Source organism: Porphyromonas gulae (assembly GCF_000765945.1).
Lineage (GTDB): Bacteria > Bacteroidota > Bacteroidia > Bacteroidales > Porphyromonadaceae > Porphyromonas > Porphyromonas gulae.
The window spans coordinates 90,675-102,935 of sequence record NZ_JRAT01000002.1 but is presented as its reverse complement, the minus strand read 5'-3'; the positions used below and the strand labels follow the sequence as shown (position 1 = coordinate 102,935).

At 45.6% G+C, this 12,261-nt stretch carries 9 protein-coding genes and 1 pseudogene; all 10 read left to right on the top strand.

The window, feature by feature from the left end; translation table 11 throughout:
* The first annotated feature begins 220 nt into the window (after nt 1–220).
* The 10 genes and pseudogenes from HQ49_RS00705 to efp all read left to right on the top strand — a co-directional run bounded on the left by HQ49_RS00705 (nt 221) and on the right by efp (nt 11,781).
* The gene (locus tag HQ49_RS00705; protein ID WP_039417962.1) at nt 221–1,768 is read left to right on the top strand and encodes a DUF4301 family protein; all 1,548 of its coding nucleotides are present in this window, start codon (nt 221–223) and stop codon (nt 1,766–1,768) included.
* Between the two features lie 48 nt (nt 1,769–1,816).
* A complete protein-coding gene (locus HQ49_RS00700) occupies nt 1,817–3,604 on the top strand; it encodes an aminopeptidase P family protein (RefSeq protein WP_039417858.1) in 1,788 nt (595 codons plus the stop codon).
* Between the two features lie 9 nt (nt 3,605–3,613).
* The gene (locus tag HQ49_RS00695) at nt 3,614–4,153 is read left to right on the top strand and encodes a gamma carbonic anhydrase family protein (protein WP_039417857.1); all 540 of its coding nucleotides are present in this window, start codon (nt 3,614–3,616) and stop codon (nt 4,151–4,153) included.
* Nucleotides 4,154–4,169: 16 nt separating this feature from the next.
* Nucleotides 4,170–5,180, top strand: a complete 1,011-nt coding sequence (locus HQ49_RS00690) for a tetratricopeptide repeat protein (protein WP_235290015.1) — start codon at nt 4,170–4,172, stop codon at nt 5,178–5,180.
* A gap of 27 nt (nt 5,181–5,207) precedes the next feature.
* Nucleotides 5,208–5,858 (top strand): ribonuclease H1 domain-containing protein, encoded by a 651-nt coding sequence (locus HQ49_RS00685; protein WP_039417856.1) that lies wholly within the window; start codon nt 5,208–5,210, stop codon nt 5,856–5,858.
* Nucleotides 5,807–7,045, top strand: coding sequence for a hypothetical protein (locus tag HQ49_RS00680; RefSeq protein WP_200879151.1), 1,239 nt, complete (start codon nt 5,807–5,809; stop codon nt 7,043–7,045). Before HQ49_RS00685 ends, HQ49_RS00680 begins: the two co-directional genes overlap by 52 nt.
* Nucleotides 7,046–7,597: 552 nt before the next feature.
* The gene (locus HQ49_RS00675) at nt 7,598–7,933 is read left to right on the top strand and encodes a hypothetical protein (protein ID WP_039417854.1); all 336 of its coding nucleotides are present in this window, start codon (nt 7,598–7,600) and stop codon (nt 7,931–7,933) included.
* Nucleotides 7,934–8,004: 71 nt separating this feature from the next.
* Nucleotides 8,005–8,850 (top strand): GLPGLI family protein, encoded by an 846-nt coding sequence (locus HQ49_RS00670; RefSeq protein WP_039417853.1) that lies wholly within the window; start codon nt 8,005–8,007, stop codon nt 8,848–8,850.
* Nucleotides 8,851–9,573: 723 nt separating this feature from the next.
* Nucleotides 9,574–10,913 (top strand): annotated as a pseudogene (locus HQ49_RS00665) (IS5 family transposase).
* Between the two features lie 301 nt (nt 10,914–11,214).
* Nucleotides 11,215–11,781 carry an elongation factor P gene (efp, locus tag HQ49_RS00655; RefSeq protein ID WP_039417851.1) on the top strand — a complete coding sequence of 189 codons (567 nt, stop codon included), beginning with the start codon at nt 11,215–11,217 and terminating at the stop codon, nt 11,779–11,781.
* Nucleotides 11,782–12,261 lie beyond the last annotated feature (480 nt).

Genomic DNA, 12,261 nt, shown 5'->3' with positions numbered 1-12,261 from the left:
GACCCTGCCATATCAAGAGTTCGGTATCCTGAATCATCGCTCCTCGCGAGGTGTCCGGATCGGATCCCGAAATCGTCCATAAGCTCTCTTTGACCTGCTGTGCTTGGATCGAACTCACGTTGAGAACGGTTATCCGAAAATATACGAGCTGTTTTTTACGTTCAAGATTTGCGAGAATATCCCTACCTTTACACGTAAAGAAAATAGAAAGCAAATTTTGATGACTACTTCCCTCTTCAACAACGATGATCTGAACCAACTGGAATCTAAAGGTATCACACCGGAAGAAGCAATGCGTCAGGTGGAAGCCCTCAGATATGGATTCCCGTATCCTAATATCATTGCACCTGCTTCATTAGAGAATGGAATCATGCGTTTGGATGAGGATGACAAATCCGCCTATCTACTGGAATGGGACAGATATTTGAATAGTCCGAACTGCAACGTTGTCAAGTTTGTACCGGCATCCGGTGCCGCTTCGCGCATGTTCAAGGATTTGTACAACTTCCTCGATGCCGATTACAATGAGCCGACTACGGATGCAGAGAAAGCATTCTTTGCACACCTTACTCGATTTGCGTTCTATGACTCCCTTAACGAGACATGCCTGCGCAATGCTTGGCGCACTGTACCCAAGCTCATAGCTTCCAAAGAATACAAGACTGTGGTGGAGAATCTGCTCTATTCCAAAGGGCTTAACTATGGCAATCTCCCGAAAGGTTTGCTCCTCTTTCACCGCTATGGAAAAGAAGCCAGAACTCCCACCGAAGAGCATTTGGCCGAAGGAGCACTCTATGAGCGCAGCGGCACAAGACAGGTCAAGGTACATTTTACCGTTTCGCCCGAGCACATCGAAGAATTCAAAAACAACATAGATAAACGCCAGCGTTTTTTGGAGGACGAATACTGTATCCGCTACGAAGTTTCGTTCAGTGTACAAGATTCATCTACCGATACATTGGCACTAACTCCGGAGGGCGAGCTATTCCGCCTCGAAAACGGAGAGCTTCTTTTCCGCCCGGGTGGCCACGGAGCACTCATTCGTAATCTTCAGGAGACAAATGCTGACATCGTTTTCATCAAGAATATCGACAATGTAGTCCCCGACTTTCTCAAGTGCGACACCATTATATATAAGAAGCTCATCGCCGGCGTGCTGGTAAAGGCCAGAGAGCATATATTCAACTATCTCCAACTACTGGAAAAGCCCAAGGTCGTTCATGCCCAACTGATGGAGATCGTCGATTTCCTTCGGGACAATTTCTGCATCGAAATCTCGAATATAGACCTGATGGAGGATAAAGACCTCTTGGAACTGCTTCGTCGCAAATTAGATCGTCCGATACGTGTCTGCGGTATGGTGCGCAATCAGGGTGAACCCGGTGGGGGGCCTTTTATCATTCGCGAAGCGGACGGCAGTTCTTCCTTGCAGATACTGGAAAGTACTCAGATCGACATGTCCGATCCCCAAAAGAGAGCCATGTTCGAACAAGGCTCCTACTTCAATCCTGTGGATTTGGTTTGCTCTTTGCGCAACTACAAAGGGGAACCGTTCAACCTCGAATCGTTCGTTAATCCCAAAACGGCCTTCATATCCGAAAAGAGCAAAGACGGGCGTAAGCTGCTCGCCCTTGAACGACCGGGGCTGTGGAACGGGGCCATGGACGACTGGAATACGATATTCATAGAAGTACCTATCAGTACATTTGCTCCGGTCAAGACGGTCAATGACCTCTTGCGGCCTGAGCACCAACCCTGTCAGAACTAAAATAATCAACCCATAATAAACAATTCCCCAAAAACCTTTTAAACAACAATGACAAACGATATTTTGCAGCGTCTCGCGTCTTTGCGCAAAGTCATGAGTCATGAGCATATCGATGCTTATATCATCCCGAGTTCGGATGCCCACCTAAGTGAATATACTCCCGAGCACTGGAAAGGTCGCCGTTGGATTTCCGGTTTCACCGGATCGGCCGGTACTGTAGTGGTCACAGCAGATAAGGCCGGCCTATGGACGGACGGACGCTACTTCCTACAAGCAGGCCAACAGCTCGAAGGTACCTCTATCGACCTCTACAAGGAAGGTATCCCCGGAACTCCCTCCATCGAACAGTTTCTTGCCGCCGAGCTGAAAGCCGGCCAAACAGTGGGTATAGATGGACGTTGCTTTCCGGCAGGTGCTGCCTTTGCAACCGAATCAGCTTTGGATATATACGGCATCAAATTAAGGACCGATAAGGATCTTTTCGATGAAGCATGGCAAGATCGTCCCGAAATCCCTCGAGGAGAGCTTTTCGTGCAGCCCGTGAAGTATGCAGGAGAAAGCGTGAAAGACAAGATCGCACGTGTCAATAAAGAACTGGCTGCACAAGGTGCCAATGCCACGATTATCACCATGTTGGACGAATTGGCTTGGATATTCAATCTTCGTGGTAGAGATGTGGAGTGCAACCCCGTAGGAGTTGCTTTCGGTTATGTATCGGCTCGAGAATCTGTCCTCTTTGCTTTCTCGGAGAAGATTACGAAGGAAGTTCGCTCAGCCATGGAAGAAGGCGGAGTCAAGATTATGCCCTACGAAGCCATATATGAATATATCCCTGCACTGCCTGCCGGAGAAAGGCTGCTTATCGACAAGAAACGCATTACTCGCGCACTTTACGACCTTATTCCTGCTGCTTGTCGCAAAATAGACGGCGTCAGCACAATTACTGCATTGAAAGCCATCAAGAACGAGCAAGAGCTTTCCGGAGTTCGTGCCGCTATGGTACGTGATGGCGTTGCCCTTACCCGATTCTTTATGTGGTTGGAGCAGGAGTGGGAAGCCGGTCGCAACCATGACGAAGTGGTATTGGGCGAAAAGCTCACAGCATTCCGTGCTGCTCAGCCCCTCTATTTCGGAGATAGTTTCGATACGATATGTGGCTATCAGGATCATGGTGCTATCATTCATTACCGCGCCACACCCGAATCTGCCCACGTGGTCAAACGAGAAGGAGTACTCCTCCTCGATAGCGGAGCACAGTATCAAGACGGCACTACAGACATCACACGTACAGTCGCTCTGAGCACACCATCGTCCGAACTCAAACGGGATTATACCCTTGTAATGAAAGGGCATATCGCTATTGCCACGGCACAGTACCTGGAGGGTACGCGCGGTAGTCAGATCGATGTACTGGCACGCAAAGCCCTTTGGGACAATGGAATGAACTATGCTCATGGCACGGGACATGGTGTGGGTTGTTTCCTCAACGTCCATGAAGGGCCGCAGAACATTCGCATGGATGAGAATCCTACCGAAATGAAAATCGGAATGATTACGAGCAATGAACCGGGGCTTTATCGTTCAGGTAAATACGGTATCCGAATCGAAAACCTCGTAGTGACCAAGTTGAACGTAGAGACAGAATTCGGCCGATTCTTCGGATTCGAAACGCTGACGGCTTTCTACTTCGACAACGAACTCATCGAAAAGAGCTTACTCACGGCAGATGAATTGAAGTGGTACAATGACTACCAGCAGTGGGTGTACAACACACTCGCTCCCGAACTGACAGCCGAGGAAAGTGCATGGCTCAAAGAAAAAACCCGTACTATCTAACCACAAAAAATGGCATTAATACAGAGTGTTAGGGGCTTTACCCCTATTATCGGCGAGGATACATTCCTCGCCGATAATGCCACTATTGTAGGCGATGTGGTCATGGGCAAAGGCTGTAGTGTATGGTTCAATGCCGTATTGCGAGGCGATGTCAATTCCATTCGGATCGGTGACAATGTCAATATCCAGGATGGCTCCGTCCTGCATACGCTCTATCAAAAATCCACTATCGAAATCGGTAACAACGTATCTGTCGGGCACAATGTAGTCATCCACGGAGCCAAGATATGCGACTATGCCCTTATCGGCATGGGTGCCGTAGTGCTGGATCATGTAGTCGTAGGAGAAGGAGCCATCATTGCTGCCGGTTCGGTAGTGCTTACGGGAACGCAGATTGAGCCGAACAGCATTTATGCCGGTGCTCCTGCACGTTTTGTCAAGAAAGTCGACCCCGAGCAGAGCCGTGAAATGAATTTCCGCATTGCTCACAACTACCGCATGTATGCCTCATGGTTCAAAGACGAATCACCTGAAAAAGATACTCCTTAGTTTTTGATTGTCTATAATGAAATTTTTGAAAAGCCTCTTTGGCACTGACTCTAAAAAGGAAAAAGCAACTGTATCTTCCGATACGGATGTGAATGAACCGACTGTGGTAAATATCGAAAATAGCCACCACGCCGAGGAGCCGGAGCATACCGTACGCCAAGCCGACACGCTCAAGTTCGATGCCATCAGAGCCATGAATATGGGAGAACTGGTCTTTGCTACGGAAGCCTTGCGTAAGGCTTTGGAGCTACGCCCCGAGTTTGAGACCCGTTATTACTTGACGGAAGTATTAGTTCGGCGCCATCTGCTGAACGAAGCATTGGCTCAGATGGACTCACTCCTTGAGGAGGTACCCTCACATACGGCGACCTTGCTGAACCGTGCGAAGCTGAGACTCGAACAAAACAATCCATCGGGTGCTCTCGAAGACTGTCGCGCCGGCATTGAATCCACATCCGAGGACGAAGAGCAGGCCCTCTTCCTCTACTATGGAGCCTCTGCCATGAGAGACATGCAGAACCCTCAAGATGCCCTTTGCCTGCTCAAACAAGCTATCGAAAAAAACGAATCCTTTCTTCAGGCCAGATTGCTTCGGGCACGTATGCTCATAGATTTGGAGCGTTACGACGAAGCTTCACAAGATCTGGATCTGGTAGCAGCATTCGATGCCGAAGAAGAACAAGTGCCCATGCTTCGTGCCCGTATTTTTATGCTCGAAGGGAAGCCACAAAATGCCATGCAGGCATATGAGGAATTGCTGAGTTTAGATCCCTTCAACGAAGAGGGTCTCCGTGGTATTGCTTCGCTCATGATCAAAGATGGCCGATCAGCCGAAGCCGAGAAGTTCCTGCGCGAAGCCATCGAAGAAATGCCGGAGCAGCGCAATCTGACACTGATGCTCGTTGAGATACTGGAGAATCAGGGACAGACAAAAGAAGCGGACGAATGGCGTGCCAAGCTGCCGGAAGTCGAGGCAGAAAGCGAAGCGGTTAATTTCAATGACCTGTACAAGGGCAACCTCTATTAGTAGCCGGCGGATAAACACCCAACCTTGATGGCAAAGAAGTGGTATGTGGTATGGGCAGGGCATACACCCGGGGTCTATGATAACTGGGATGAATGCCGAGCACAAACGGAAGGATTCAACAAAGCTCGCTACAAGAGCTTCACTACCGAAAGTGATGCTTTAAGGGCCTATGAAGACGGGGCAGAAGAGTTCTACCGCAAAGCCTATGGATCCACCGGGACGCACGGTGCCGATAAGTATCCCGATACAGATACTGTAGCACAATCGCGGCCTATCTGGGAGAGCCTTTCCGTGGATGCAGCCTGTAGTGGCAATCCCGGCCCGATGGAGTATCGAGGGGTACTGACAGCATCCAAAGCCGAAGTCTTTCGCGTAGGCCCACTGGAAGGAGGCACGAACAATATCGGAGAGTTTCTGGCCATTGTTCATGCCTTGGCTCTTTTGGAGAAAATGAAGAGACCTCACTACCCTATCTATTCGGATAGCATGACGGCTATCGGCTGGGTTCGAAAGAAAAAATGCAAAACCCTTCTTGCTCGCACAGATAAGAACGCAGCGATCTTCGACCTCATAGAGCGTGCAGAGCATTGGCTCTCTACCCACCGGATTACCAACCCTATATATAAATGGAATACTGTCGACTGGATGGAGATACCGGCCGACTTCGGACGGAAATAAAGCATCCGCGCCTCTTGCTCTTCAACCCCGGCCACGAGATGGTACCGGAGATCATTGGGAAGAAGCCCTACGTACCACCATCCGTAGTACGAACTATGATGCGCGATTTGGGTCTCCTGCCGGCTTGGCTGACAAAGAGCCGGCAGGACTTTGTATTCTGTCCGGAGGAAACCCTCCCCATCCCCGACACGCATCCACTCAAACCTGAAGCCCGGTTGCTCCAAATCCCCGACACTGCCCACCTCTCGAATGATTATACCTTGGATATGTGGGGACAGTCACCTGTCTGGTTGGCCGCTCTTCAGCATCGCTATCCTTGGCTCACCACTATCTCATCCCCACCCTATCCGCAAGAACTTTATGAGCATAGCCATCGACGTGAAGCAACACGCTGTCTCGAAGCGATCGGACACAGCGAAATAGCTGCCCGTTGGTTCACATCCGTCGATGATTTCCTGGAACAAAGGCAGCGATGCTTCCCTCCTGATTCGGCCCTATTGGCCAAATTGCCCTCCACCTCATCCGGACGAGGGCTGCTGTGGCTCGGTGCCTCCCCTACCGACAATGAAATCGACCTACTGACCAAAGCCCTCCGACGCGCCGGCTCATTCAGCGTGGAGCCGGTATTGGATGTCCGTCAGGACTGGGCAGCTGAGTTTTATTCGGATGGAAAAGGCGAGCTTTACTTCGTTGGATGGTCTCGTTTCGACACCAACAAGCGAGGAGCCTATCAGGGCAATCGGCTCGCCACGCAAACCGATTTGATCGCCGAGCTGACACAAGCAGTCGGGGTACGAGCACATGAAGAGGCCATTGCTTCAGTAAAAAACTATCTACGGGAACGCTTCGCCTCCTTGTATACCGGCTATATAGGAGTGGACATGGCCGTATACGCCCAAGGGGGACGTCTGCTTCTGCATCCCTGCATCGAGATCAACGTACGCTACACGATGGGAGTAGCTGCTATCCTGCTCTATGAGCTTTGGGTAGAATGCGGACGCAAAGGCCTGTTCGAAGTTAAGAGTTTTCGATCAGAGGGCGAAGCGCACAAATGGAATTTGATGATGCAACGCAGCCATCCCCCCCTTATCGTGGATGGCAGACTTCGTGCCGGTTACCTTCCCCTCACCATTACTGACCGGTCGAGCCGGTTCCTTGCCTATCTTCTGATCACAGCAAACAAATAATAACTTTACCCAAGCAGTGATCCAGTCAATATACAACTCGTACAAATTCAACGAATTACATTGCTCTTTCTTACTTCAAATACTAGTTTTTTCCATCGAGTGTACTACACATCAGAATGTTCTCATTAGACAATATATGCCAAGGGGTTACTTTTTTGATCAATTTACATCCAAACAATCAAGAAAATTGAACTCAGATTGGTCATTAGAGAATAGCGTATGGAATCGAGGCTCTACTTATTCCTTTGAAGGAAAAAGAGTTATATCTGGAATAAGCATGTACTTCACATCATCCGATTGGTGAGATGAAATTAGGATGCTAATGTGACTTTTATAAGAAGATAAGTAGCAGATATTAAGCAGATTACTAAGAAAAATCTCTAATGGCCGTCATTAGAAAAGTAAGGCCTAACGACAAATCTGGGTTGAAGTTGACCTCAATAACATATCAAGAAAAAACTAAACTCCAAAAATGTTTGTATATATCAAAAGAATTCACGACATTAGCATATGAAAGCTTTTTAACATGTATAATCTCAAAAAAACAAGAAAATGAGAAAATTCTTTTTGACAGTCTTATTGGCAGGAGCGTTTTCTATCGCAAACGCAGCCGATGTTACTGCAGTCACTTGTTCAACGCCTAACGGAGGAGAAACTCATGTAATGGTTTTTTGCACGGACGGCAGGAGTTGCGATTTCATCTTGAAAATACAGGGAGATGAGACAGATTACAACAATGTAATGAATCAAGTTATGCAAGCAGCAAAGAGATTCTGCGCTTCTAATTTTCCATGTTTTAAAGTGGGTCAAAATTTGAATGCAGAAGCTCCTCAGACATTAGAGTCCAAAGCATCTTCAAATCCCATTCCTAGCAGAAAAATTAAGTGATCATTGTAAGGGAGCCTCTATATATTCTCTATTCTCTAGAGGCTCCCCAACCCCCATAATATGAAAATCCAATGACGCTATTTCGCATTTTATTTTACATTTTACTTGCTACAGTTGGTATCTATTCCTCTTCTGCTCAGGAAATAACTTTGGAAGCTTTCAAAACAGATACTCTTGATAAAGTTTTCCTTGATAAATGCATTTATAGAGTATACTACCAAATTGAAATTAAGCAGGACAGCTTACAAAATATCCCTAATAGAGGATTAACACTGCTACAGATAGGATCAAAAACGAGTAAATTTATTGATTTCTATCAGCATTATACAGATTCCCTTAGAGATGAAACAGCAAGAAGAAAGAATCATTCACTTGCCAAAAGTGAGGTGACAAATTTCCAGTACTCTCTATATTCCAAAATTATATTCCGAAACCAAGTATTTAGAAATTATCCCCAAAAGGACATCAATACAATAAGATTAGGAACTGAATTCGGTGAATATTTCACTTATGAAGAAATAGCCCCACAGTTTAACTGGGAAATTTCACTGAATGAAGAAAAGAATATCAAAGGATATCGATGTAAAAAAGCTACATGCTCTTATAGAGGACGGATTTATCAGGCTTGGTATTCAGAAGATATTCCTATTCCTGTGGGGCCATATGTCTTTGGAGGCTTACCTGGCTTAATCATGGAGATTCGAGATTCTAATAATGAGTATGTTTTTGTTATAATGGCAGTCTTGTTGGTAAAAAATTATGACCCCATATATCGAGTGAATACACCTTATGAATTCCTTTATGAAAGAGATAAATCTTGGCATGAAATCAAGAAAAGTTATCAAAATCTACATTTTGAGATTGATGGAAAAATTCTTCAATCGGAAACACCATACAATCCGATTGAAAAGGATTAGTTTCTTTCATATATAGATCCTTAAAAGCCAGATTTCCCAGAGAGTTAGTTTTCATTAGTTCAAATTGATTCTTCGACCAAGGTCTCAGAAATGCCTTATAGTTTCATTTGAAGTTATATAACAGTTAAGTGAGCACACATTGATATCGTCTCTACCCAATTCCTTGTAGAAATTGCACAATAGGTTGTACACATCTCCAATATTTTTCCATCAAGACGAACATATTACCTAGATATCAGGGAATACTCTAACAAGAAAAACTTTATAGACTTTCTGTCTCTTTCGGCTAGACAAGGCTTAGTCTTCTTGTTGATTGCATAATAACAGAGAATACCAAATTTGCCAAGAATTATTTACTTATTACTCTTTACAATTGGGGATATAGACTTTAGAATTGCCCGAAAAGGTAGCTGAGAAAGTGGTCTTTCAAGATGTATTCTGCACAGATATTTTTCTATCCTTTTATTCGTAGAATTTTTTCAGTTTGTTATTTTCAATTTACCACTATATTTAGTCATCCCTTAAATAGATTTTTAATCTCTGATATTCAGCAAATTAGTTTGCGAATATCTTTGCTAAATCTGCAAGTTTTCTTATCTTCATAGCAGAAAACTTGCAGATTTTATGANTTTTTAATCTCTGATATTCAGCAAATTAGTTTGCGAATATCTTTGCTAAATCTGCAAGTTTTCTTATCTTCATAGCAGAAAACTTGCAGATTTTATGATTAAAAAGCCCTATAATACCCCTTCATTATTCAGCAGTCTATCAGACATGCTGAACCAATCGCACCCACTCTATAAATTAGCTGACAAAATAGATTGGGCCAAATTCGATACGGCCTTCAAACCTTTGTATTGCCAAAACAATGGTCGCCCTGCTAAACCTATTCGTCTGATGTGTGGCTTGTTGATTCTCAAACACCTTCGTAATCTCTCAGATGAATCCGTTGTGGAACAATGGAGTGAAAATGCTTATTACCAATACTTTTGTGGCATGCAAGAGTTCATCCCTNCATCATGACACTGCTTTTATTGATTCGACCGTTCAAGAGAAGAATATCACCTACCCTACAGATGCCAAGTTGCATAAAAAGATTGTCCGTAAGGTTCTGAACATCGTCCACAAATTAGAGTTGCCACTTCGCCAAAGCTATACCTTTGTTCTCAAGCGCATTTATCGCGACCAACGTTTTCGCAATCATCCCAAGAATCGCCAAAAGTCACTCAGAGCGGATAGGAAATTGCGAACCATAGCCGGCCGATTAGTCCGAGAACTCAAGCGTAATCCGGGAGAGCATTCTGTCCATAAGGAGTTGATAGAGAGATTTGAGGCGATTCTTGCTCAACGACGTCATAGCCGGCAAAAGATTTATTCTATTCACGAACCTGAGGTACAATGCATCAGCAAGGGCAAAGAGCATAAGAAGAACGAATTCGGCAATAAGGTATCGATCATCCGCTCGGCTACGGGGCTTATTCTTGGTGCCCAATCATTTGGTAATGAGTATGATGGACACACGATAGCAGCCTCGTTGTCACAAGTAGAACGTCTCACACGGAGAAAGATCAAGATACTGGCAGGTGACAGGGGCTATCGGGGTAAGAAAGAGGTTAATGGCACTCAGATTTTAATACCGGATGTTCCCAAGCCCTCAGATAGCAGGTATCAGAAGCGCAAGAANTAATGGCACTCAGATTTTAATACCGGATGTTCCCAAGCCCTCAGATAGCAGGTATCAGAAGCGCAAGAAACACAAACTATTCCGCAAGCGAGCAGGCATCGAACCTACCATTGGACACTTGAAATCAGATCATCGTTTAGGCCGCAACTTTTACAAGGGATTGGCAGGGGATGCTGTGAACATACTATTGGCAGCAGCTGCTTACAACTTCAAAAGAGCCATGAAGGCTCTTTTGCACCTGCTCAAAATAATAAGCGAAAAGCTAAGCGAGAGACCATCGATGAATGACTTCTCNCTTTTGCACCTGCTCAAAATAATAAGCGAAAAGCTAAGCGAGAGACCATCGATGAATGACTTCTCACTTGCAAATGCTTTTTAAGGGATGACTAATTAGGCCGCAGAGCAATCGCATTTGAACCACTAATGTACATGATTGCTACGTTCAATTATCAAAACAACCATGAATTCATATATCAGAGATTCAAATTCTATAGGGAAGAGACTAAAAATTTTCAAATGCGATCGCCCTGTTTCAGACCGATAGACTTCCTGCCACGCCGACAATTTTTTCTTACTTTTGCGTCTGCAACAGGGGGCTTAGCTGCGTCTTGAAGGATCGACAGCATTTCGATAGCTATCCCCTAATCCTTTCGTCATCAATAAAAAACGATTATACCCAAATGGCTACAACTGCAGACTTTCGCAATGGCATGTGCCTCGAGATAGAGGGACAGTACTACTTCATCGTCGAATTCCTACACGTCAAGCCCGGCAAAGGCCCGGCTTTCGTCCGTACCAAACTCAAAAACGTGGCTACAGGACGTATCCTCGATAAGACCTGGAACAGTGGCGTCAAGGTCGAAGAAGTCAGAATAGAACGACGTCCCTATCAGTACCTCTATCAGGACGAGATGGGATACAACTTCATGCACCCCGAGACGTTCGAGCAAATCACCATACCCGGTGCAAGCATCGACGGCGTTCAGTTCCTCAAAGACGGCGATATGGTCGAAGCCATGGTACATGCCGCCAGCGAAACGGTACTCACCTGCGAACTGCCTCCGCACGTTAAGCTGCGTGTGACCTACACCGAGCCGGGACTCAAAGGCGACACCGCCACCAACACGCTGAAGCCCGCGACCGTGGAGACGGGAGCAGAAGTACGCGTACCCCTCTTCATTCAGGAGGGAGAGCTCATCGAAGTGGATACCCGCGACGGCTCCTACATCGGTAGAGTAAAAGAATAAAGCTGACAAGGGAACCTCTCCCACACGACAAAAAGCAAAGCACCCGCNCGGCTCCTACATCGGTAGAGTAAAAGAATAAAGCTGACAAGGGAACCTCTCCCACACGACAAAAAGCAAAGCACCCGCTCGGAGTTCGACAGGAACTTTGGCGGGTGCTTTGCTTTTTTATGCTTCCATGAAAGACTTCTTCGGCTTCTTTCCCCATCGAATGGCTGACGATCTATATATAAAACGTTTTCGATTTATATATAAAATGAAAACGATTTATATATAAGTAGAAATCAATTTATATACAAATCGAAAATACTTTATATATAAATCATTCGGACAAGTCCGAATAATCGGATTTCAGGCTCCTTTCCGAAAGCCGACAGACTGCTTCAAAGCCTTTTGCCAACAAAGAAAAAAGCCGTTTTATATATAAATCGTAAAGCACCCTTCGTTGTTGAAAACTTTTTTCTGCAAAACATTTGGTCGATC

What these genes read in the sequence shown, in the direction of transcription:
- HQ49_RS00705 (WP_039417962.1), top strand. Translation starts at nt 221, where the DNA reads ATGACTACTTCCCTCTTCAACAACGATGATCTGAACCAACTGGAATCT.
- HQ49_RS00700 (WP_039417858.1), top strand. Translation starts at nt 1,817, where the DNA reads ATGACAAACGATATTTTGCAGCGTCTCGCGTCTTTGCGCAAAGTCATG.
- HQ49_RS00695 (WP_039417857.1), top strand. Translation starts at nt 3,614, where the DNA reads ATGGCATTAATACAGAGTGTTAGGGGCTTTACCCCTATTATCGGCGAG.
- HQ49_RS00690 (WP_235290015.1), top strand. Translation starts at nt 4,170, where the DNA reads ATGAAATTTTTGAAAAGCCTCTTTGGCACTGACTCTAAAAAGGAAAAA.
- HQ49_RS00685 (WP_039417856.1), top strand. Translation starts at nt 5,208, where the DNA reads ATGGCAAAGAAGTGGTATGTGGTATGGGCAGGGCATACACCCGGGGTC.
- HQ49_RS00680 (WP_200879151.1), top strand. Translation starts at nt 5,807, where the DNA reads ATGGAATACTGTCGACTGGATGGAGATACCGGCCGACTTCGGACGGAA.
- HQ49_RS00675 (WP_039417854.1), top strand. Translation starts at nt 7,598, where the DNA reads ATGAGAAAATTCTTTTTGACAGTCTTATTGGCAGGAGCGTTTTCTATC.
- HQ49_RS00670 (WP_039417853.1), top strand. Translation starts at nt 8,005, where the DNA reads ATGACGCTATTTCGCATTTTATTTTACATTTTACTTGCTACAGTTGGT.
- efp (WP_039417851.1), top strand. Translation starts at nt 11,215, where the DNA reads ATGGCTACAACTGCAGACTTTCGCAATGGCATGTGCCTCGAGATAGAG.